The sequence below is a fragment of the Stenotrophomonas sp. YJH_SMC_54 genome, assembly GCF_059368435.1.
On the sequence record NZ_JCAFRS010000005.1, the window covers coordinates 79496 to 100963 of the forward strand.

Sequence of the window (21468 nt, forward strand, 5' to 3'; positions counted from 1 at the left end):
CCCCCCGAGTGTAACAGAATAAACAGCCTGATGACCGCCCAAGACCCCACCAAGCCCGCTGGCGACAAGCCTTCCGTGCGCATGATCACCGTTCCCGCCGACCGCGCCGGCCAGCGCCTGGACAACTTCCTGCTCGGCCAGCTGAAGGGCGCCCCGCGCAGCCTGGTCTACAAGCTGGTGCGCAGTGGCCAGGTACGGGTCAACGGCGGCCGCGCCAAGGCCGAGCGCAAGCTGGAGGCGGGCGACGAAGTGCGCGTGCCGCCGGTTCGTCTCACCGAAGAGGGAGACAAGGTGGGTCCCCCGGAGGCATTCATGCGCCGGCTGGAGCAGGCCATCGTCTTCGAGGACGCGCGCCTGCTGGCCCTGAACAAGCCCACCGGCGTGGCCAGCCACGGCGGCAGCGGCATCAGCTTCGGCGCCATCGAGACCCTGCGCGCGCTGCGCCCGGGGCAGACCCTGGAGCTGGTCCACCGGCTGGATCGCGACACCTCGGGCCTGCTGATCGTGGCCAAGAAGCGCTCGGCGCTGAGCGAACTGCAGGCGCTGCTGCGTGAAGACCACGGCGCCGGCATCCGCAAGCGCTACCTGACCCTGCTGGCCGGGCGCATGCCCGACGGGGTGATGACGGTCGATGCGCCGCTGCATGTCGGCCTGCGCCAGGGCGGCGAGCGCCATGTGCAGGTGAACGCGATCGGCAAGGAATCGATCAGCCACTTCCGGGTGCTGGAGCGCCGCGGCGGCCATTCCTATTGCGAGGTGCGCATCGAGACCGGCCGTACCCACCAGATCCGCGTGCATGCCCAGCACCTGGGTCATCCGGTGGCCGGCGACGACAAGTACGGCGATCCGGCTGTCAACAAGCGGCTTCGTGAGCAGATCGGGCTGAAGCGTCTGTTCCTGCACGCGGCCTCGCTGGAGTTCGCGCTGGACGACGGCAAGAGCCCGTATGTGCTGAACGCGCCGCTGGCCGATGAGCTGGTCGAGGCGCTGGACCGCCTGCGCTGACGGCAGTTCGGCGGCGCCGGGCGCTTGGTCGGCGCCATTCGCAGCGCTCAGACACCCGCGCCTCTTCGCCCTCGCCGGACCTGCGGTGCTCGGCTCGCTACAAGGCGGACCCGGACATCCGCAGCGTAGGCCCATACCCGCACGCAGCCTTTGTAGACTCGAGTCGTACTCGACTCACGCGCGCAGCGCGCGCTTCGCTCTTCAATCTTTTCATCGCGCGGCTGGCGTGCACGGAAGAATGACGGGGCACGGGCGGGGCCGGCTTGCAGGGGTGTCCGCGGCATGGATGCCGCGGACAAGCCCCCATGGACGGGTTCACGGCGTCCCCTGCAAGCCGGCCCCGCCCGTGACCTCTCGATACTGCGGAACGTGCCAGCCGCGAGGGGGCTCAGCCCGTTGGCCGGGAACCCCTCACCACTTGAACAGCACCAGACTGATCGCCAGGGTGCCCATGCCGGCCACCAGGCCATATACCGTCTCGTGGCCCTTGGCATAGCGCTTGGCTGCCGGCAGCAGCTCGTCCAGCGCCAGGAACACCATCACGCCGGCGATCAGTCCGAACACCCAGCCAAACGTGGCGTGCGACAGCGATCCTGACAACAACCAGTAGCCCAGCGCCGCGCCCACCGGCTCAGCCAGGCCGGACAGCAGGCTGGCACTGAACGCATAGAACTTGTTCTGGGTGGCGAAGTACACCGGCACCGCGATCGCGATGCCCTCGGGAATGTTGTGGATGGCGATGGCGAAGGCCAGCGGCATGCCCACCGACGGGCTTTCCAGCGTAGCGAAGAAGGTCGCCAGGCCTTCCGGGAAATTGTGCGCGGTGATCGCCACCGAGGTCAGCAGCGCGACCCGCTTCAGGTACTCGCGGCTGTTCTCGCGGAACGCAGGGTCCTGTTTGTCCAGGCTGTCATGCGGATTGGGAATGAAGTGATCGATCAGCACGATCACGATCACGCCGGCCAGGAAGGCCAGCGTGCCGTAGGTGAAGCCGGTGCGCTCGCCATAGGCCAGGGCGAACGATGCGATGGACTTGTTGAGGATTTCCGATAGCGACACATAGACCATCGCGCCGCCGGCGAAGGCCAGGCCGAACGCCAGCAGGCGCGGATTGGGGCGGCGCGAGAACAGCACCAGCAGGCTGCCGATGGCAGTGGCCAGGCCGGCCGCGAGGGTGACCGCCAGTGCGATCCAGACATTTTCGGGGGGAATCTGCAGCATGTACCGACGCGGTCCTGGTCAACAGACAGCCGCCCCGGATGAGCCCGGGGCGGGGAGGGCGAGGCGGGCGTCGGCTGGCCTCGTCGGGGCGCGCGCGATCAGCCGCCGCGGCGCAGGCGTTCTTCGATGGCGAAGCACTGATCGGGCTTCGGCTGCGGCGGGTTGAAGCTGACCGGCACCTGGATGGTGGCCGGCACGGCAGCGCCATTGCGGGTGGCGGCCTTGAACTGCCAGCCCTGAACGGCCGTTTTGGCCAGTTCGTCCAGCTGCGGGTTGCCGGCGCTGGTCAGCAGGGCGACCTCGCTTGGCTTGCCGTCGGTGCCGATGGTCACCTTGAAGGTGCTGGTGCCGCCTACGCCCATGCAGGCCAGTTCAAGCGGGTACTGCGGTGGCGGCGTCTTCACCGCGGCCACTTCGGTCGGCGGCGGCGGCGGTGGTGCCGGCGGTTCCGACGGGCCACAACCGGCCAGGCCGGTCGCAGCAATCAGGGACAGGCTCAGCAAGCGTACGTTCATGGCAGTTGCTCCGTCAGGGCCGAAGTCTTCGCAGCGCAGATGAAGTCGTTCTCGCTCAGGCCGCCCACGTCGTGGGTGGAAAAGCGCACCACGGCGCGGTCGTAGTGCACGCCCAGGTCCGGATGGTGGTCCTCGCGGTGGGCAATCCAGGCCAGCGCGTTCACGAAGGCCATGGTGGCGTAGTAATCCTTGAAGCGGAAGGTGCGCGTCAGGGCCTGTCCGCCCTCGCTCAGCTCCCAGCCGGGAATCTGCGGCAGCAGTTCGGCCAGGCGGGCTTCGCCGAGCTTGTGGTCGCTGCCTTTGCGCGGCACGCAACGGGCCTGGGCCAGTGGAATCAGGTCGGCCATGGGAATCTCCACCTCGTGTTGACTGAACAATGCGCCGGACGGTGTATAAATCGAATGAGCGGCTGACGCTTACTTGGCTAGAATAGCCTGATGATCCAGATCTCCGACACTGCCCAGACCCATTTCCGCAAGCTGATCGAACGCGAGGGCGTGCCCGGCATGGGTGTGCGCTTGAGCGCGGTCGATCCCGGCACCCCGCGCGCCGACGCCCGGCTGGAGTTCGCCGAACCGACCGACCTGCTCGGCGACGAGTGGGCGGTGGACTGCGATGGTTTCACGCTTTACGTTGATGCCGGCAGCGTCGGTTGGCTCGATGGCGCCGAGATCGACATCGTCGCCGGCAGTGCCGGTACCCAGCAGCTGACCATCAAGGCGCCGCGCATCAAGGGCGAAGCGCCCGGCGATGCCGCTTCGCTGGTCGAGCGCGTGCACTGGGTGGTGGAAAACGAAATCAATCCGCAGCTGGCCTCGCATGGCGGCAAGGTGGCCGTGCAGGAAGTTTCGGCCGAAGGCGTGGTGCTGCTGCGCTTCGGTGGCGGTTGCCAGGGCTGCGGCATGGCCGACGTGACCCTCAAGCAGGGCATTGAAAAGACCCTGATGGGCCGCGTGCCGGGCGTGACCGCCGTGCGCGACGCGACCGACCACGACAGTGGCCACGCGCCGTATATCCCTCGCGGCAACGCCGCCTGATCGCTGACGCGTGCCTCTGACCCGGGCCGAGCAGTTCATCGACCTGCTGCTGGCCCGCCAGCAGCCCAGGGCCGTCCTCGAGAAAACCACGCGCCTGCCGTATGGCTGGGCGCTGTGGCTGCGCTCGCTCGGTCCGTTGCCGCGGCCGCTGCACGCCAGCGAGTTGATCTCGGTGCTGCTGCCGCGTCCGCTGCCAGGGCCACCCGGGCAGTTGCCCCGGTTGTCACCCTGGCAAGCGATGCGCCGTCTGTTCTGGCAGGACTGGGATGCTGCGCCGCGCGACCAGCGCTGGATGCGTTGGGTCTCGGCCTTGGCCAGTGCGCTGCTGCATCTGCTGTTCTTCATGCTGCTGCTATGGGTGGCAGTGATCCGCACCTCGGCACCGGAAGAACAAGGCGCCGAGGGCGAGCGCGTGCAGGTGGAGTTCGTCGGTCGCGCTACCCGGGAGGGCGGCGGCGATCAGCCAGGTGCGGAAGCGGCGGCCGCTGCACCGCCGGGCCAGGTTGCAGCTGGCCAGAACGCAGGGGCCGCAACGGCACCTGAGCCGCGTCCGGCGTCCGCGTCGGCAGCTGCGTCCGCACCCGCTCCGGCTGCAGTGGCCAGCGTGCCGCCGCCGCCCGCCGAATCCGAGCCGGCGCCGGTCGCGGCACCGCCGCCGTCTCCGGTGCAGGCCACCGAAGTAGCCGAGGCCAGTACGGATTTCGTGGTGCCACCTGTCAGCGTGCCGCGCACGGAGATCAGCATCGTGCCGCGCGACACGGTACCGACGGTGCGCGAGCGCAGCGTGCAGCCGGTGCAGGCGCCGCCGGCCCCGGCCGCACTGCGTGCGCCGGAGATCGCGGTGCGGACGCCGCAGCTGCGTGACATCCCGGTGCAGGAGCGTGAAATCAGTACGGTCGATGCACCGGCGATATCGCAGCCGCTGCGCACAGCCGATGTACAGGTCCGTGTGCCGCAGCGCGATGTGCAGGTGCGCGAGCGCGAAGTGCAGGCCGTGGTCGATCCGCAGGTACGGATGGCTGCTGTGGCCGGGCGCGAGCCGACCGTGCGTGCGCCGGCAGGCCGTGACCTGCAGGTGCGCGAGCGCGAAGTTGCGTCGGCACCCGCGGCGGCGCCTTCAACGTCCAGTGGCAGCGCGCCAGCGGCAACGCCCGCGCCTGCGGCCAGGAGCACTGCAACCCAGGCCAACAGCAGCACGCCACGGCCATCCGCCTCCAGCACGACACCGGCCCAGGCCGGCGCGCGTCCGGCTCCCAACCCGGGCAACTGGGCTACGCCTGCCAAGGGCGACGACTGGGGCGCGTCGAGCCGCAACCACGACGGCGCCAGCAGGGGCGCAAGCCAGGCCAGTGCCGCCGGCAAGGGCAATGGCCTGTTCAATGCCGACGGCAGCGTGCGCGTGCCGGGGCAGGAAGGCGGCGGTCACGCCGAACGTGGTGCCCCAGGTGGCGCCAACGATGGCTGGAGCAAGGAGCGCATCGCGCAGTCTGGCACCTGGTTGAAGCGACCGCCGTACGATTACACGCCGACTTCGTTCGACAAGTATTGGGTGCCGCAGGAATCACTGCTGGCCGAATGGGTGCGCAAGGGCATCAAGTCGATGGAGATTCCGTTGCCGGGCACCGGTACGAAGATCTCCTGCGTGATCTCGATCCTGCAGGCGGGTGGCGGCTGCGGCCTCACCAATCCGAACATGCAGGACCAGCCGGCGGTGGCACGGCCGCCGCCGGACATTCCGTTCAAGAAAGAGCTGCAGGAAGATAACGGGAGCCGCTAGGCAAGGCGCGCGCGCCACACGCTGGCCGGCTCGCGCTTGGGTAGGTGCCAACCTTGGTTGGCACAGGAACGCCGACCAAGGTCGGCCTCTACCAGGGCATTGCCCTACGCGCTCTGCGACAGGAACACCCAGAACGGCACGTCGCGGCCGACCCAGTCGCGGCTGGCTTCGTCCATCACGTCCAGCAACGTGTCGAAATCCTTCTGTGTGGAGGCGCGCAACGTATCCACGTCGGCCAGGAACAGCGCGTAACCGTCGGCCGGCAGCCATTGCAGATCACGAAGGTTGTCCGACAGTGCATCCCAGTTGCCGCCGAAGCCAGCCGGGAAATCCAGCTGCGCCGCCAGCCGGGCGAGCAGGGTGCGTTTGTCGGCGACGCCTTCCAGGTCGATGCGGATCACCTTCAGGCCGGCATCGCGCATCGCTGCGGCCAGTGCGCCGATGTCGTCGCTGTCGATGGCGTAGACGCCGGCATTGTTGATGTCATGCAGGCCGAGGCCGAAATCATCGTGGCTCATCACTGCGCTCCCTGGGCCGGTACGGTGAAGCTGCGGAACGATTCGTAGTGGTCGTCGGTGTAGTACCACGCCTCCGGCGGATCGCCGCCGGTGACGATGCGGCGCGTGCCACGGGTGCGCGCGCCGGGGGTGTCCACGGTGTATTCGCGGTAGTAACCGCGCGGACGCTGCGGCAGCTGCTGTTCGCGGTTACCGAAGGTGCTGCCATCCTGGCGGTGCGGGAACGGCCCGCCGCGCTGGATCAGCGCGATCGTCTGCAGGGCTTCGGCGGGCAGGAAGGCGGGCAGACCGTTGCCCTTGCCGGGCGTGGCCGTGGCCGGTGCGCGCGCGGCAGTCGCACCCTGCAGGTCCGGCGCGAACTGCGGCGCCGGCGGGCGCTGCATGAAATGGTTGACGACCAGGCCGAGCAGCAGCAGGGCGATGGCGGTGATCAGCAGCCGGGGGTTGCGCATGGGCAAGGAAGCGGGCGAGGGTGGTGCTCGCACTGTAGCGCCTGCGCGCTGCACGGTGCATGAGGACGGCGCCGCGTCACCGCTGCGTAACAATTGCCGTCGTGCTCACCGGCAGGACGCAATTTCCTTTACATCCCCCTTGGTAATCTGGCGGTCTGTCCCCATCATTCACCGCGCAACGCCCGACACCGTCGGGTGCCCTCGCAATCAGGAGATGCATCATGGCCTATACCCTGCCCAAGCTGTCCTACGCCTACGACGCGCTGGAACCGCATATCGATGCGGCGACGATGGAAATCCATCACACCAAGCATCACCAGACCTACATCAACAACGTCAACGCGGCGCTGGAAGGCACCGAGTACGCTGACCTGCCGGTCGAAGAACTGGTGAAGAAGCTCAAGTCGCTGCCGGAGAACCTGCAGGGTCCGGTGCGCAACAACGGTGGCGGCCATGCCAACCACTCGCTGTTCTGGACCGTGATGGCACCGAACGCGGGCGGTAACCCGGTGGGCGACGTGGCCAAGGCCATCGACAAGGACCTGGGCGGCTTCGACAAGTTCAAGGACGCCTTCACCAAGGCAGCGCTGACCCGTTTCGGCAGCGGCTGGGCCTGGCTGAGCGTGACTCCGGACAAGAAGGTGGTGGTCGAGAGCACCGGCAACCAGGACAGCCCGCTGATGGAAGGCAACACCCCCATCCTCGGCCTGGACGTGTGGGAACACGCGTACTACCTGAAGTACCAGAACCGCCGCCCGGAGTACATCGGCGCGTTCTTCAACGTCATCGACTGGAACGAAGTCGAGCGCCGTTACCAGGAAGCGATTGCCTGATCTGCGTCGCTGGATGAAATGAAGAGGCCGGGGGAGACCCCGGCCTTTTTGTTTTCCGCATTGGTAGTGCCGGCCGCTGGCCGGCAGCCCTGGAATGCCGGCCAGCGGCCGGCACTACCTATTCGGCCGTGGCCGTATCGCCCTGCAGGCGCAGGGTGGCCATTACGCCCAGACGCAGGCCCGGCAGGTCACCGTCGGCCGGCAGCAGGATCGGCTGCTGGCGGATGCCGCCGAAGTGCTTGACCTGGAACAGCACGTCCAGGCCATGACCACTGGCGCCACCGCCGCTGGCCGCCGGCGGCTCGGGGCGGCCGCCCGGATTGCGCCGGGCCGGCTGGAACCCCGGGGTACTGCGCACGAGCTCGACGGTGGTTGCCGAGAAATCACCGGCGATCAGGCTGGGCATGCCCTCGGCGGTGGCGCCGATCCAGGTCATCAGGTCGCTGGTCTGGTGCTGGCGGGCAGTGGCCTCGTCCGGGTCCGGGCGCAACCGCGCCACGTAGATGTTCACCAGCGCCTGGCCCAGCTTCAGGCGCATCATGCCGGCCGCGCTGAACGTGCCCGGGGGATGCAGCAGGGTGACCCCGTCTTCGCTGACCGGCAACCGGGTCAGCATCGCGTTGCCATGCCGCAGCGACTGGCTGGGCGGGTCGGCGGTGACGAAGTCGCAGCTGTAGCGCAGCCGGCTGGCCAGCCAGCAGGCCGGGTTGCGGCCCTGCTGCTGCAGCACCTGCTGCACCGAGATCACGTCCGGCTGCAGTTCGGTGAGCAGCTGCGCGACCTGCTCGCGGCGCAGCTTCCATTGCGCGTCGTCGCGGCTGGGCAGTTCCAGCGCCGCCACCGTCAGCTGGCGTGGCTCGGCGTCCGGGGCGGCAGCGGCCGGCGCCTGTGGCCGCGCCTGAGCCTGCGCCTGCAACGCCAGCACCAGCGCAAGGCAGCTGAGCAGGCGGCGGGCGTGGGTGAGGGAGCGCATAACGATAAGTTTACGCTTTCATCGTGCAGGTGCCGTGACTTCCGGCAGGGCCGGTGTTGCCTGCCATGGTTTGCCACCGTTGTCATGCAGCCCTGCAGCGTGCTTCGCAAGCCCCGGTTCCGGTAACCTTGCGCCTTTCGCTTTGCAGGAATGCCCTACAGGATGAGCCACGACGCAGTCGCCCCCATCGCCGGCCAAGGAAAGATGCCGCGCCAGATCCCGTACATCATCGGCAATGAGGCCTGCGAACGGTTCAGCTTCTACGGGATGCGCAACATCCTGGTGCAGTTCCTGATCACCTCGCTGCTGCTGCAGGAAATCACTGCGGAAGGCCGTGCCGGTGAAGCCAAGGACATCATGCACAGCTTCATGATCGGCGTGTATTTCTTCCCGCTGCTCGGTGGCTGGCTGGCCGACAGGTTCTTCGGCAAATACCACACCATCCTCTGGTTCAGCCTGGTCTACTGCGCCGGCCATCTGTGCCTGGCGCTGTTCGAGAACAGCCGCGAGGGCTTCTTCCTCGGCCTGGGCCTGATCGCCCTGGGTGCCGGTGGCATCAAGCCGCTGGTGGCCTCGTTCATGGGTGACCAGTTCGACCAGAGCAACAAGCACCTGGCCAAGATCGTCTTCGACGCCTTCTACTGGATCATCAACTTCGGCTCGCTGTTCGCCTCGCTGCTGATCCCTCTGGTGCTGAAGAACTGGGGCCCGCAGTGGGCGTTCGGCATCCCGGGCATCCTGATGTTCGTGGCCACCTTCGTGTTCTGGCTGGGCCGCAAGCGCTACGTGCTGGTGCCGCTGCCGCCGAAGGATCCGCATTCGTTCGCCAACGTGGTGCGCACCGCGCTGACCGCACGCGTGGCCGGCCAGGGCCGTCCAGGCCTGGTGATCGCTACGCTCGGCCTGGTGCTGGCGGTGGCGTCGTTCGGCCTGGTGGGCTCGCTGGGCATCGTGATCTGCCTGTGCCTGGCGCTGGTGGCGATCCTGGCGGGTATCGGTGGCGGCACCTGGCTGCAGCTGGACCGCGCCCGTGGCCAGCATCCGGCCGAAGCGGTCGAAGGCGTGCGCTCGGTGCTGCGCGTGCTGGTGATCTTCGCCCTGACCACGCCGTTCTTCTCGCTGTTCGACCAGAAGGCCTCGACCTGGGTCCTGCAGGGCCAGCAGATGCAGATGCCGAGCTGGTTCACCGCCTCGCAGATGCAGGCGCTGAACCCGCTGCTGGTAATGATCCTGATTCCGTTCAACAACCTGGTGCTGTACCCGGCCCTGCGCCGCTTCGGCTTCGAGCCGACCGCGCTGCGCCGCATGACCGCCGGCATCGCCTTCAGCGGCCTGGCCTGGATCGTGGTCGGCGGCATCCAGGTGGTGATGGACGGTGGCAATGCCATGTCGATCTTCTGGCAGATGCTGCCGTATGCGCTGCTGACCTTCGGTGAGGTGCTGGTCTCGGCCACCGGCCTGGAGTTCGCCTACAGCCAGGCGCCGCAGGCGATGAAGGGCGTGGTGATGAGCTTCTGGAACCTGACCACCACCATCGGCAACCTGTGGGTGCTGCTGTCCAACGCTGCTGTGCGCAACGATGCGGTGACCCACAAGATCGCCAGTACGGGCCTGAGCGAGGCGGCATTCCTGATGTTCTTCTTCGCCGGTTTCGCCTTCGTCGCGGCGTTGGCCTTCGGTTGGTACGCGAAACGCTATCGTATGGTCGACAACTACCGTAGCGCCTGAGCCTGACATGACCCCCGTCAATCTGCTGTTGATCGCCATCACCGCCCTCCTGTCGTGGATGGCGTTCAGCAACCGCAAGCTGGCCGACCGCCTGATCCTGTGGCCGCCGGCCATCGACCGTCACCGCCAGTACGACCGGCTGGTGACCTATGGCTTCATCCACGCCGACTGGTCGCACCTGATCTTCAACATGATCACCCTGTTCTTCTTCGGGGGATTCATCGAGAGCGTGATGGTGCAGCTGACCGGCAGCTACCTGACCTACCCGGCGTTCTACATCGGTGCGCTGCTGGTCTCGATCCTGCCCAGCTACCTGAAGAACCAGAAGAACCCGAACTACCTCAGCCTGGGCGCGTCCGGAGCGGTGTCGGCGGTGTTGTTCGCCTTCATCCTGATCAAGCCGTGGTCGATCATCCTGGTGTTCTTCATCCCGGCACCGGCCATTGTCTATGCCGCGTTCTACGTGGGCTACAGCATCTGGATGGACAAGCGCGGTGGTGATCGCATCAACCACAGCGCCCACCTGGCGGGCGCGGCGTTCGGTGTGATCTTCATGCTGGCCATGCAGCCGAGCATCTTCACCCACTTCCTGCGCGAGCTTTCCAACCCGACCTTCCGCCTCGGCGGCGGTTGAGGGGCTGGGGTCGGATTCACTGGATCCGCCCCCGGGGGCAGGGACCCGCTCCTGGTCAGGCGCGGGTCTGCTGGCCGTAGGTGTCCAGCAGGCGGGCGAATACCTCTTCGCCGATGCGCTGGAAATCCTGATCTTCGGTCTGCCCTTCCACCGCCAGCTGCAGCAGGCCCTCCAGCAGGGCGCGGTCGGTGTCGGAATGGGAATCGCTGGGGTGCATCGGAGCCTCCGCGGTGGTGCGCATGATCAACGGTCGCAAGGGCCGTGCCAGCATGGCCGTACCCCTCCACAGGCGATAGCGGCCGTCCTCGCTCCAGCTTGAGGGTCGAAAACTGACGTGAATGGATTGGACTTGCCCCTGTTCAGGCTTCACGCGATCATGGCGCCCGGCTGCGCACCATCCACGCAGTCGCCGCAGGAGACAGTTCCATGGCTTCGGTCACGCCCCCCGGTCTGGCCTACGAGGTCGAACACGACCTGGCCAACCATCGCTTCACCGCCCGTGTGCGCGGACAGCTGGCGGTGCTCGATTACCAGATCAAACGCAGGCGCATGGTCATCACCCACACCGAGGTACCAGAGCCGATTGCCGGCCGTGGCATCGCAGGTGAGCTGACCCGCGTGGCACTGCGCTTTGCCCGCGAGCAGAAGTACAAGGTGGTGCCGGCATGTTCCTACGCCGAAGCCTTCCTGCAGCGGCACGAGGAGTACCACGACCTGCTCGCTGGCTGAATGCCAGCGGGCCACGCTTCAGCCATGGCAGGCGATGATGTACAAACATGAACAGGGGATCCCGATGAAGATTGGAAACAACCGGCCATTGCACGGCAGCGTGCTGGCCGGCGTGGTGGGCGTGCTGTTGCTGGCCGGTTGCCAGCGTGAAAGCGAGCCGGCACCGGCGACCGACGCGGCCCCCGCCGCCGAGGCCACTGCCGCAGGTGAAACGCCGGCCACGGAAGCGCCGCTGGACCTGCGCGACGTGATCGAGAACAACGAGCGCGAAGTGGTGGGCATCAGCTACCCGGCCGGCATCGATCGCTACCCGGGCCTGGCGCGCGCGCTGCAGAACTACGCAACCAGCGCACGCAGCGACCTGCAGCAGGCACTGGACGGGCTCGGCAATGACAAGCCGACCATGCCCTACGAACTGTCGCTGAGCTTCGAGAAGCTGCTGGAAACGCCGCAGCTGGTGGTGGTCAGTGCCGATGGCAGCCGCTATACCGGTGGCGCCCACGGCGAGCCGCTGGTGGCGCGTTTCGTGTGGCTGCCGGCGCAGCAGCAGATGCTCAGTGCCGACAAGCTGGTGGCCGATGCCAAGGGCTGGAAGGCGATCAGTGATTTCGTCGCCGACCAGCTGCGCGAACGCGTGGCCACCCGCCTCAGTGGCGAGGACATGGACCCGGCCCAGCTGCAGGAATCGCTGCGTAACGCATCGCGCATGATCGCCGACGGTACCGGCCCCCAGGCCGACAATTTCAGCCAGTTCCAGCCGCTGACCAACGACAAGGGGCAGATCACCGCGCTGCGCTTTGTTTTCCCGCCGTACCAGGTGGGTCCATACTCGGACGGCACCCAGACCGCCGACGTACCGGCGGCGGTGCTGTTGCCGCACGTGGCCAAGGACTACGTGGAGCTGTTCGCACGCGGTTGACCGCAGTCGAGGAGGTGGCGTGGATACAGGGTTGCAGGAGCGGGTCGCCGGCCTGCTGCAGGAAGCCGGGGTCCGCATCGGCGGCACCCAGCCACAGGACATCCAGGTGCATGACCCGCGCTTTTTCGCGCGGGTCATGGCGCACGGCTCGCTTGGCCTCGGCGAGAGCTACATGGACGGTTGGTGGGATGCCAACGTCCTCGATGAATTCCTCGTCCACCTGATGCAGGCACACCTGGATGAACGGGTGCACGGTTGGCGCGAAGTGGCCGATGCGCTGAAGGCGCGCCTGTTCAACCTGCAGGTCGGGCAGGGCAGCTACGAAGTGGGCCGCCGCCACTACGATCTTGGCAACGACCTCTACCAGGCCATGCTCGGCCAACGCCTGGTGTACAGCTGCGGCTACTGGCGCAATGCCGGTGATCTCGATGCCGCGCAGGAGGCCAAGCTGGACCTGGTCTGCCGCAAGCTGGGGCTGCGCCCCGGGCAGCGTGTGCTGGACATCGGCTGTGGCTGGGGTGAAGCCCTGAAGTTCGCAGCAGAGCGCTACGGCGTCACCGGCGTCGGCGTGACCATTTCGCAGGAACAGGCCGGGTTCGCACGCGAACTGTGCGCCGGCCTGCCGATCGAGATCCGCCTGCAGGACTATCGCGAACTGGATGAGCCGTTCGATGCGATCTTCTCGATCGGCATGTTCGAGCATGTCGGCGACAAGAACTACGCCAGTTTCTTCGAGGTGGCCAGGCGCTGCCTGTCTTCGCGCGGGTTGCTGCTGCTGCACACCATCGGCACCAACATCTCGCGGCATCGCACCGATCCGTGGATCGCGCGCTACATCTTCCCCAATTCAATGCTGCCGTCGGCGGTGCAGATCAGCAAGGCGTTCGAAGGGCGCTTCGTGCTGGAGGACTGGCACAACTTCGGCACCGACTACGACCTCACCCTGCAGGCTTGGCGACGCAACGTGGAAGCGGCGTGGCCGCAGCTGGACGCGCGCTACGACGAGCATTTCCGCCGCATGTGGCGGTTCTACCTGGCCGGATCGATGGCCACCTTCCGCTGCCGGCACGCGCAGCTGTGGCAGCTGGTGCTGTCGCCGGAAGGCGTACCGGGTGGGTACGTGGCGCCACGCTGAGGGTGCGCAGGGGTAGATCAGGCCGGATGCGATACTTACTGACGCCAAATCCGTGTGTTGCACGGTCAGCTCCGCGCGTGGGCGTCGTCGACGCTACGCTGTTGGGTCGGCGGGGTTACCGCATTCCTGAAGGCGTTGCAGCATGGGTTGGGACATCACCTACCATCCAGTCGCGGATTCGGAGATCCGTGACATCTATTTCCGTGCTCTGGAGGACGTGACGCTGGTCGAGGCGCTGCAACAGCGGTTCCGGATCGAGCCGTTCTACATGGAGCAGTTGCAGGAACGCATCGACGAGGCTCGCTCGATCAGCGCCGACGTGCCTTTCGAGAAGGGGCACGCTTTGTACCTGGCGATCGTGGCCGGCCACCTTCGGCGGTATCACTATCTCCGCGGGAGCGCCCTTTCGTTTTTCATCGACGATCCGGTGGTCGCCCGGTATTTCGCGGACTGGCGGCAACTGGTGCCGTTGCAGTGGGCGGATGCTGCCGCCGGCAACCATCTACGTGAAAACTATGGTGGTGGCGTGTTCATCACGCATGCCCGGCTGAAGCAATTACGCGCTGATTATGCAGTGGACAGCGCACTTGCTGCGCGCCTGGAGGAGCTGTTCTCCGATGGACGCCTGGTCGTTTTCTGGCGTGTTGTCGATGAAGCGATCGCCAGCGGATGCGGATTGCTGGAGGCCAGCGAGGTGGTCGAGCCGAACCCGATGGATCTCAATGCATCGACCAGCTTGAGCAATCTGCTGAACTGCGCGCCGGATGGCGCGATCCTTTATGCGGAAGCCGCGGCGGCCCAGCTGGCGGAGTTCGTGGCAGCGCACCCGGATATCGCATCGACTGCCGCTGCCGCGCCCGGTGCGCCGAAACGACGGTGGTGGGAGCGACTGTTTCGGCGCTGATCTGGAAGCGCATCCACGCATGGCGCGGATCTACTGGAGTGCGTCATGTGTGGATCGATGATGCCGGGGTTCGTGGCGCGAATGGATCGTGCCGACCAACGGTCGGCACCCACCAGTAGATCCACGCCATGCGTGGATGTCCCAACAAAAAAACCGCCCGGTTTCCCGGGCGGTTTTTCGTTTCAGGCTACTGCGCGGGCGATCAGTTGCCGGCGCCGGTCAGGCCACGCTTTTCCAGCAGCGGTTCGATCTGCGGCTCGTGGCCGGCGAAATCGCGGAACAGCTGCATCGCGTCGACGCTGCCGCCCTTGGACAGCAGGGTGGCGCGGAAGTGGTCGCCGTTCTTGCGGCTCAGGCCGCCGTTGTCCTTGAACCACTTCTGGGTGTTGGCGTCGAGCACTTCCGACCAGATGTAGGCGTAGTAACCGGCCGAATAGCCGCCCATGATGTGGCTGAAGTACGGGGTCTTGTAGCGCGGCGGCACCGGCGCGTAGTAGATGCCGTCCTTCTCCAGCGCGGCGCGCTCGAAGGCCATCACGTCCTTGGCGGCCGGCACCTGGTCGGCGCCGATCTGGTGCCAGCGCTGGTCCAGCATGGCCGCACCCAGGTACTCGGTGGTAGCGAAGCCCTGGTTGAACTTGGCTGCCGCCAGCACCTTGTCCAGCAGTGCCTGCGGCATCGCCGAACCATTCTGGTAGTGCTTGGCGTAGTTCTTCAGGATGACCGGGTTGTCGGCCCACATCTCGTTGACCTGCGAGGGGAACTCGACGAAGTCACGCGGCACCGAGGTGCCCGAGAAGTACGGGTACTTCACGTTGGAGAACATGCCGTGCAGGGCGTGGCCGAACTCGTGGAACGTGGTGTTCACCTCGTCCCAGGTCAGCAGGGTCGGCTGGCCGGCCGGCGGCTTCGGAATGTTCAGGTGATTGGCGACCACCGGCTTGAAGCCGGTCAGCTTGGACTGCGAGACGTAGGAGTTCATCCACGCGCCACCGCGCTTGGAGGCGCGTGCATACGGGTCGAAGATGAAGATCGCCAGCTGGCTGCCGTCGGCGTCGAACACGTCGTAGACGGTGACGTCATCGTGGTAGACCGGCAGGTCGGTGCGCTGCTTGAAGGTCAGGCCGAATTCCTGGCCCGCGGCGTAGAACACGCCGTTCTCCAGCACGTTCTTCATTTCGAAGTACGGCTTCAGCTGCGACTCGTCGAAGTTGTACTTGGCCTGGCGCACCTTCTCGCTGTAGAAGGCCCAGTCCCACGGTTCCAGCTTGAACGTCGGCTTGCCAGCGGCCTTCTGTTCCTGGTCGATCATCGCCTGCAGGTCGGCGGCTTCACGCTTGGCGTTGGCCACCGCGGCCGGGGCCAGCTTGCCCAGCATCGCGTTGACCGCTTCGGGGGTCTTGGCGGTCTGGTTGGTCAGGTTGTAGGCGGCGAAGTTCGGGAAGCCCATCAGCTTGGCCTTGTCGGCGCGCAGCTGCATGATGCGCGAGACCAGCGCGGTGTTGTCGAACTCACCGCCGCGGCTGCCGCGGCTCACCGATGCTTCGTAGATCTTCTGGCGCAGGGCGCGGTTGGCCAGGTTGGTCAGCGGCGGCTGGCCGGTGGTGTTGAGCAGGGTGATCACGTACTTGCCGTCCTGGCCGCGGGCCTTGGCGGCTTCGGCGGCGGCGGCGATCTGCTCCTTGGACAGGCCGTCCAGTTGCTTGACGTCGTCGACGGTGATCGCCGAAGCGTTCACCTCCGACTGCACGTTCTGGCTGAACTTGGTACCCAGGTTGGCCAGCTCGGCGTTCATCTCCTTCAGCTTGGCCTTGTCGGCGTCGGACAGCTTGGCGCCTGCGCGCACGTAGTTGTCGTAGTACTTCTCGACCAGGCGCACGCCTTCGGCGTCCAGGCCCAGCTGGCTGCGGGTGTCGTACAGCGCCTGGATGCGGGCGAACAGCTTGCCGTTCAGCGCGATCGCATCGCTGTGCGCGGCGAACTTCGCCGAGTAGTCGGCCTGCAGCTTCTTGCGGGTGTCGTTGGTGTCGGCACCGACCAGGCTGAAGAACACGGTGGTCGCGCGGTCGAGGATGTCACCGCTCTTTTCCAGGGCGATGATGGTGTTGTCGAAGGTCGGCTTGGCCTTGTTGTTGGCGATGGCCTCCACTTCCTTCAGCTGCTGCGCCATGCCGGCGTCGAAGGCCGGGGCGAAGTCGCTGTCCTTGATCTTGTCGAACTGCGGGAAGTGCAGCGGCAGCGGGCTTTCGGCGAAGAACGGATTGGCCTGCTGGGCGGTGCTGCTGGCGGCCGGGGTGGCGGCGCCGGCCGAGAAGGCGGGCAGGGCAAGGCCGAGGGACATGGCCACGGCAAGGGCAAGGCGGGTGGTCAAGGCAGGAACTCCGGTAAGGCAAACAAGGGCCCGAGGGTAACCCGGCCGGCGGCGCCCGCACTTGTGTCAAAAGGCATGTTGCCGCGGCCGGGCGCGGGTACCATGCATTCACCGCCCACGGTTCACCGCCATGACCACTGCCTACGATTTCAGCTTCCGCGACCTCGACGGCCAGCCACAGGCCCTCGCCGGGTACCGGGGTCACCCGCTGTTGCTGGTCAATGTCGCCAGCCGCTGTGGCTTCACCCCGCAGTACACCGGGCTGGAACAGCTGTGGCAGGAGTATCGCGAGCGTGGCCTGGTGGTGATCGGCTTCCCATGCAACCAGTTCGGCGCGCAGGAGCCGGGGGACGCCGCGCAGATCCGCCAGTTCTGTTCGCTGGATTATCCGGTCAGCTTCCCGCTTTCGGAGAAGATCGAGGTCAACGGCGAGGGGGCTGATCCGTTGTGGGCATGGCTGTCACGCGAGAAGCGCGGCCTGCTGGGTAGCGCCCGCATCAAGTGGAATTTCAGCAAGTTCCTGGTCGATCGCCAAGGGCGGGTGGCTGCGCGCTTTGCGCCAACCACCAGGCCGGAACAGCTGCGCAGCGCGATCGAAGCGCTGCTGTGAAGGGGGGAGTGCCGGCCGCTGGCCGGCAATCCCGGAGCGCACGGAGAGCCGGCCGGCGGCCGGCTGCCGTTGCAGATCATTTCTCGACGAACGCGCGCTCGAACACGTAGTGACCCGGCTGGCCGATGCGCGGCGAGACCTGGAAGCCGCGGGCATCGAGCACGCTGCGCAGATCAGCCAGCATCTGCGGGCTGCCGCAGATCATCGCGCGGTCGTTTTCCGGGCTCAGCTCCGGCAGGCCGAGGGTGCGCTGCATCTGGCCGCTTTCCATCAGCTGGGTCAGGCGGCCCTGGTTGGCGAACGGCTCGCGGGTGACGGCCGGGTAGTACAGCAGCTTGTCGCCGATCATCTCGCCCAGGAACTCGTGCTCACGCAGTTCCTTCTCGAAGTAATCGCGGTAGGCCAGATCCTTCTCGTAGCGCACGCCGTGGCAGAGGATCACCTTCTCGAAGCGCTCGTAGGTCTCCGGGTCCTTGATGACCGACAGCCACGGCGCCATGCCGGTGCCCGTGCCCAGCAGGTACAGGTTCCTGCCCGGGTGCAGGTCGCTGATCAGCAGGGTGCCGGTGGGCTTCTTGCCGACCAGCACCTTGTCGCCCGGCTTGATGTGCTGCAGGCGCGAGGTCAGCGGGCCGTCCTGCACCTTGATGCTGAAGAACTCCAGGTGCTCTTCCCAGTTGGCGCTGGCGATGGAATAGGCGCGCAGCAGCGGCCGTGCCTCGGTTTCCAGGCCGATCATCACGAACTGGCCGTTCTCGAAGCGGAAGCCGCTGTCGCGGGTAGTGGTGAAACTGAAGTAGGCATCGGTCCAGTGACGGACCTCAAGCACCGTTTCGGCGCCGAAAGCGGAGGACATGGGCGTATCTATCGAAAGTCGTCGGGGTTGATTCTATCTCAAATGAGATGGGTTCTCATTGGGCGGAACGAGAGGCGTTCTCAGCGGTAACCCGCCGCCTGCAGCTCGAACAGCTCGGCGTACCGTCCTCCCTGGGCCATCAGCTGCTCATGGGTGCCGCTGGCCTCGATGCGGCCATCGGCCAGCACCAGGATGCGATCGGCCATGCGTACCGAAGAGAAACGGTGGGAAATCAGCACTGCCGTACGATTATCCGCCAGCTCCCTGAACCGCTGGAACACTTCGAACTCACTGCGCGCGTCCAGCGCTGCCGTTGGCTCATCCAGGATCATCACCTGCGCATTGCGCATCCACGCGCGGGCAATGGCGATCTTCTGCCACTGGCCACCGGACAGGTCCACGCCCTGCTTGAAGCGGCGCCCGATCAGCTGGTCGTAGCCGCCGGGCAGGTCGTCGATCACTTCCTCGGCCATGCCTCGCCGCGCGGCATCGGCGATGCGTGCCTGGTCGTCCATCGCCTCGACCTGGCCGACGCCGATGTTCTCGCCGGCGCTGAGGTTGTAGCGCACGAAGTCCTGGAAGATCACCCCGAGGTTGGCGCGCAGGTCGTCCAGGTCGTAGTCGCGCAGGTCGCGGCCGTCGAGCAGGATGCGGCCTTCGTCCGGCTCGTACAGCCGTGCCAGCAGTTTCACCAGCGTGGTCTTGCCCGCGCCGTTCTCGCCGACCAGGGCCAGCACTTCGCCGGCCTGCAGCTGGAAATCGAGGTGGCGCACCGCCCACTGTTCGGCATCGGGATAGCGGAAACCGACGTTCTCGAACACGAAACCCTGCTGGATCGGCTGCGGCACGCGCACCGCACCTTCGCGCGAGTGGATTTCCGGCTCGATCTGGAAGAACGAGAACAGGTCGTCCAGGTACAGCGCCTGGCTGGCCACCTGCGAGAAGCCGATCAGCAGGCCTTCCAGCAGCTGGCGCAGACGCAGGAAGCTGCCGGCAAGGAAGGTCAGGTCGCCGATCGAAAAGTCGCCGCGCACCGTGCGCCAGGCAATGTAGGCGTAGGCGGTGTAATACCCCAGCGTGCCCAGCGCAGCCAGCAGCGTGCCCCAGAACGCGCGGCGCCGGGCCAGTGCACGGTTGGCCTGGAACAGCGCCACCGACAGCCGCCGGTAGCGTTCCACCAGGAAGCGGTGCAGGTTGTAGATCTTCACTTCCTTGGCCGTTTCCACGCTGGCACCGAGCTGGCGCAGGTAGTCGAGCTGGCGGCGCTCGGGCGTCCACTGGAAGTTGAGGCTGTAGCCGGCCGCGTTGAAGTGCGATTCACCGATGAAGGCCGGCACCAGTGCCAGCGCCAGCAGCAGGATCAGCCACGGCGCGTAGACCAGCAGGCCGACGGCGAGGCTGGCTACGGTGATCGCGTCCTGGACCTGGCCGAACAGCTGGCTCATCAGGTTCATCCGGCCCATGGTCTGGCGCCGCGCACGGTCCAGCTTGTCCTGCAGGTCCGGGTCCTCGAAGTCCTCCAGATCCAGCGTCGCCGCGTGTTCCATCAGCCGGATGCTGGTGACGTTGGCGAACAGCTCGGAGAGCAGGGCATCGGCGTAGCTGACCAGCCGGCCGAGCAGGTCCGAGGCGATGGCCAGGCCGAATTCCAGCGCCAGCAGGCCCAGCAGCGGATTCAGCACGCCGCTGGACAGCGCTTCGCCCAGCGGCGGGAAGCCCGCGTCGTGCTGGCTCAGGTGCAGGGCGCTGTCGATGATCAGCTTGCCGACGTACAGCATCGCCACCGGCAGCAGCGCGCGGATCAGGCGCAGCCCCAGGCTGGCCAGGGTGAGCGCGGGACTGGTCTTCCAGACCATGCGCAGGAACGGCGGCAGGTTGCGCATCGCCCTGAAGCGCTGGCGCAGGCTGGGTTTCTTCGCGGCGTCAGCGCCAGCGGTGGGGGTAGCAGGCATGCGCGTATTGTGCGCGCCTGATACGTGCAGAGGGGGTCAGTGCAGGCGTGTGGCCGGCACCGGGGTCAGATCCCTTTGCGCGGCAAAGGGATCCGGCCCTCCTGAATCGACGCATGGCGTGGATCCACCGTGTCGACCAAGGTCGACACCTACCAGCAGCTCCAGTGAACTGTCGAAGGCGGGGTGGGTCAGGCCGGCAGCGGCGGCAGCAGGCCCGCACCGAGGCGGTTCCAGGCATTGATCACCGCGATGCCCATGCTCAGGTCACTGATGCCCTTCTCATCGAAGTGCGGCGCCAATGCATCGAACGCCGCCTGCGACGGCGCGCCGTCGGTCAGCCGGGTCAGTGCCTCAGCCCAGCCCAGCGCCGCGCGCTCGCGTTCGTCGAAGAAGCGGCTCTCGTGCCATGCCGGCAGCGTGTCCAGCTTGCGCGGCTCGATGCCGCCCTTGCGCAGCACAGTGCCGTGCATGTCCATGCAGTAGCCGCAGCCGTTGAGCTGTGACACGCGCAGGAACACCAGTTCCATCAGGGTCGGATCGATCGAGCTGTCATGCACCGCCTGGCTGGTGGCCAGCAGGCCCTTGAAGGCCTCGGCGGCCAGGCGGGTGTAGGGGACGCGGGGAGAAGTGTGATTGGACATCGGGGGCTCCACGGCGGCCACGATGGCCGCCTTTCATTACAAGGACGCCGTGCCGTCCCTGTTCGTGACATCGAATGGTCAAAAGCGAAATGCCGACGGGCCAAGTGCGACTCCAGATGCGCGTGCCGACCTCCTCAAAGACTGCTGTAGTGTCATCGAGCCGTGGTGCATCCCGCTCAAGTGAGAATCTGGAACTCGGCTGCTGACGTGAGAATCAACGCTTTCAATTGGTCAGTATCGGCTTTGATGAGCACGGGTAGAGTGTCCCATTCGCCATATTTTTCAGCAGGAACAAAGTTGCCCTTGACTACCACGAGCCTGACATCCGGACGGATCGTTGATAGTTGCCTTCTTGGTGGTGCCCAAGTTGATTCTTCGTTCGGAAAAGGAAAAGAGGCGATTCTGGGCCAATCACCTCTTTCAATTCCGGTGCGAATAGTCAGTACATCCATGAAGCTCTTCAACGTGGGAAGTTCGCAGTCACGGAGCATTCTGCCCTTTGAAATGAATGGAAGGATCGCTACGTCCGGATCTTGGTAAGTGCGCAAATAGCCAAAAACGAGCTCGACTTCATTGAGCGGTACGGCAAATACATCGCCGACGTTCACTTTGATCCTCTTTCTTGGCTTCTTGGGATTCATTGCCGTCAATTTCCTAT

23 protein-coding genes are annotated in these 21468 nt (G+C 66.1%); 11 read left to right on the top strand and 12 right to left on the bottom strand.

Annotated elements, in window-relative coordinates:
* Window positions 1-30 precede the first annotated feature (30 nt).
* Complete coding sequence (locus AC5P5S_RS07480) at window positions 31-1005, top strand: RluA family pseudouridine synthase (protein ID WP_012480803.1); 975 nt, start codon at window positions 31-33, stop codon at window positions 1003-1005.
* Between the two features lie 411 nt (window positions 1006-1416).
* Here the strand turns inward: AC5P5S_RS07480 and zupT are convergent, their stop codons facing one another.
* The 3 genes from zupT to AC5P5S_RS07495 form a co-directional block, all read right to left on the bottom strand.
* A complete protein-coding gene (gene zupT / locus AC5P5S_RS07485; protein ID WP_012480802.1) occupies window positions 1417-2226 on the bottom strand; it encodes a zinc transporter ZupT in 810 nt (269 codons plus the stop codon).
* A gap of 98 nt (window positions 2227-2324) precedes the next feature.
* Complete coding sequence (locus AC5P5S_RS07490) at window positions 2325-2741, bottom strand: energy transducer TonB (protein ID WP_065183471.1); 417 nt, start codon at window positions 2739-2741, stop codon at window positions 2325-2327.
* A complete protein-coding gene (locus AC5P5S_RS07495) occupies window positions 2738-3088 on the bottom strand; it encodes a 4a-hydroxytetrahydrobiopterin dehydratase (RefSeq protein WP_005410315.1) in 351 nt (116 codons plus the stop codon). The genes AC5P5S_RS07490 and AC5P5S_RS07495 overlap by 4 nt, the downstream gene beginning before the upstream one ends.
* Before the next feature lie 90 nt (window positions 3089-3178).
* Between AC5P5S_RS07495 and AC5P5S_RS07500 the strand changes: the two genes are divergently transcribed.
* Complete coding sequence (locus AC5P5S_RS07500) at window positions 3179-3778, top strand: NfuA family Fe-S biogenesis protein (RefSeq protein WP_005410314.1); 600 nt, start codon at window positions 3179-3181, stop codon at window positions 3776-3778.
* Between the two features lie 10 nt (window positions 3779-3788).
* A complete protein-coding gene (locus AC5P5S_RS07505) occupies window positions 3789-5555 on the top strand; it encodes a hypothetical protein (protein ID WP_076739319.1) in 1767 nt (588 codons plus the stop codon).
* Window positions 5556-5659: 104 nt separating this feature from the next.
* Here AC5P5S_RS07505 and AC5P5S_RS07510 read toward each other — a convergent pair whose 3' ends face one another.
* Window positions 5660-6073, bottom strand: coding sequence for a barstar family protein (locus tag AC5P5S_RS07510; RefSeq protein ID WP_005410312.1), 414 nt, complete (start codon window positions 6071-6073; stop codon window positions 5660-5662).
* Window positions 6073-6525 carry a guanyl-specific ribonuclease gene (locus AC5P5S_RS07515; protein ID WP_005410311.1) on the bottom strand — a complete coding sequence of 151 codons (453 nt, stop codon included), beginning with the start codon at window positions 6523-6525 and terminating at the stop codon, window positions 6073-6075. The genes AC5P5S_RS07510 and AC5P5S_RS07515 overlap by 1 nt, the downstream gene beginning before the upstream one ends.
* 221 nt (window positions 6526-6746) lie before the next feature.
* On the opposite strand from AC5P5S_RS07515, the gene AC5P5S_RS07520 reads away from it, so the two are divergent.
* On the top strand, window positions 6747-7358 hold the full coding sequence (locus AC5P5S_RS07520) for a superoxide dismutase (protein ID WP_005410310.1): 612 nt from the start codon (window positions 6747-6749) through the stop codon (window positions 7356-7358).
* Window positions 7359-7476: 118 nt separating this feature from the next.
* On the opposite strand, the gene AC5P5S_RS07525 is transcribed toward AC5P5S_RS07520, so the two are convergent.
* A complete protein-coding gene (locus AC5P5S_RS07525; protein WP_062607419.1) occupies window positions 7477-8331 on the bottom strand; it encodes an endonuclease/exonuclease/phosphatase family protein in 855 nt (284 codons plus the stop codon).
* A gap of 162 nt (window positions 8332-8493) precedes the next feature.
* Here AC5P5S_RS07525 and AC5P5S_RS07530 point away from each other — a divergent pair, with 162 nt between their 5' ends.
* Window positions 8494-10059, top strand: a complete 1566-nt coding sequence (locus AC5P5S_RS07530) for a POT-type proton-dependent oligopeptide transporter (protein WP_062607417.1) — start codon at window positions 8494-8496, stop codon at window positions 10057-10059.
* 7 nt (window positions 10060-10066) lie between these two features.
* Complete coding sequence (locus AC5P5S_RS07535; protein ID WP_062607415.1) at window positions 10067-10693, top strand: rhomboid family intramembrane serine protease; 627 nt, start codon at window positions 10067-10069, stop codon at window positions 10691-10693.
* Window positions 10694-10748: 55 nt separating this feature from the next.
* On the opposite strand, the gene AC5P5S_RS07540 is transcribed toward AC5P5S_RS07535, so the two are convergent.
* Window positions 10749-10910: a hypothetical protein gene (locus tag AC5P5S_RS07540; RefSeq protein WP_005413966.1), complete on the bottom strand. Its 162-nt coding sequence runs from the start codon at window positions 10908-10910 to the stop codon at window positions 10749-10751.
* 209 nt (window positions 10911-11119) lie between these two features.
* Here AC5P5S_RS07540 and AC5P5S_RS07545 point away from each other — a divergent pair, with 209 nt between their 5' ends.
* From AC5P5S_RS07545 to AC5P5S_RS07560, 4 genes are all read left to right on the top strand, one after another.
* Entirely contained in the window at window positions 11120-11422 is a 303-nt protein-coding gene (locus tag AC5P5S_RS07545; RefSeq protein WP_005410305.1) for a GNAT family N-acetyltransferase, read from the top strand.
* 37 nt (window positions 11423-11459) lie between these two features.
* A complete protein-coding gene (locus AC5P5S_RS07550) occupies window positions 11460-12341 on the top strand; it encodes a DUF3298 and DUF4163 domain-containing protein (protein WP_005410304.1) in 882 nt (293 codons plus the stop codon).
* A gap of 19 nt (window positions 12342-12360) precedes the next feature.
* A complete protein-coding gene (gene cfa / locus AC5P5S_RS07555; protein ID WP_012480799.1) occupies window positions 12361-13476 on the top strand; it encodes a cyclopropane fatty acyl phospholipid synthase in 1116 nt (371 codons plus the stop codon).
* Between the two features lie 142 nt (window positions 13477-13618).
* Window positions 13619-14380 carry a hypothetical protein gene (locus AC5P5S_RS07560; protein WP_012480798.1) on the top strand — a complete coding sequence of 254 codons (762 nt, stop codon included), beginning with the start codon at window positions 13619-13621 and terminating at the stop codon, window positions 14378-14380.
* A 202-nt stretch (window positions 14381-14582) separates the two neighbouring features.
* Here the strand turns inward: AC5P5S_RS07560 and AC5P5S_RS07565 are convergent, their stop codons facing one another.
* Window positions 14583-16751 (bottom strand): M3 family metallopeptidase, encoded by a 2169-nt coding sequence (locus tag AC5P5S_RS07565; RefSeq protein WP_005410302.1) that lies wholly within the window; start codon window positions 16749-16751, stop codon window positions 14583-14585.
* 130 nt (window positions 16752-16881) lie between these two features.
* Between AC5P5S_RS07565 and AC5P5S_RS07570 the strand changes: the two genes are divergently transcribed.
* Window positions 16882-17361 carry a glutathione peroxidase gene (locus AC5P5S_RS07570; protein WP_005413962.1) on the top strand — a complete coding sequence of 160 codons (480 nt, stop codon included), beginning with the start codon at window positions 16882-16884 and terminating at the stop codon, window positions 17359-17361.
* Between the two features lie 76 nt (window positions 17362-17437).
* On the opposite strand, the gene AC5P5S_RS07575 is transcribed toward AC5P5S_RS07570, so the two are convergent.
* The 4 genes from AC5P5S_RS07575 to AC5P5S_RS07590 all read right to left on the bottom strand — a co-directional run bounded on the left by AC5P5S_RS07575 (window position 17438) and on the right by AC5P5S_RS07590 (window position 21451).
* Window positions 17438-18217, bottom strand: a complete 780-nt coding sequence (locus AC5P5S_RS07575) for a ferredoxin--NADP reductase (RefSeq protein ID WP_005410300.1) — start codon at window positions 18215-18217, stop codon at window positions 17438-17440.
* Window positions 18218-18297: 80 nt separating this feature from the next.
* The gene (locus AC5P5S_RS07580; protein ID WP_062607413.1) at window positions 18298-20169 is read right to left on the bottom strand and encodes an ABC transporter ATP-binding protein; all 1872 of its coding nucleotides are present in this window, start codon (window positions 20167-20169) and stop codon (window positions 18298-18300) included.
* Window positions 20170-20357: 188 nt separating this feature from the next.
* Complete coding sequence (locus tag AC5P5S_RS07585) at window positions 20358-20810, bottom strand: carboxymuconolactone decarboxylase family protein (RefSeq protein ID WP_005410298.1); 453 nt, start codon at window positions 20808-20810, stop codon at window positions 20358-20360.
* Window positions 20811-20986: 176 nt separating this feature from the next.
* Window positions 20987-21451: a hypothetical protein gene (locus AC5P5S_RS07590; RefSeq protein ID WP_140416103.1), complete on the bottom strand. Its 465-nt coding sequence runs from the start codon at window positions 21449-21451 to the stop codon at window positions 20987-20989.
* Window positions 21452-21468: the final 17 nt, after the last annotated feature.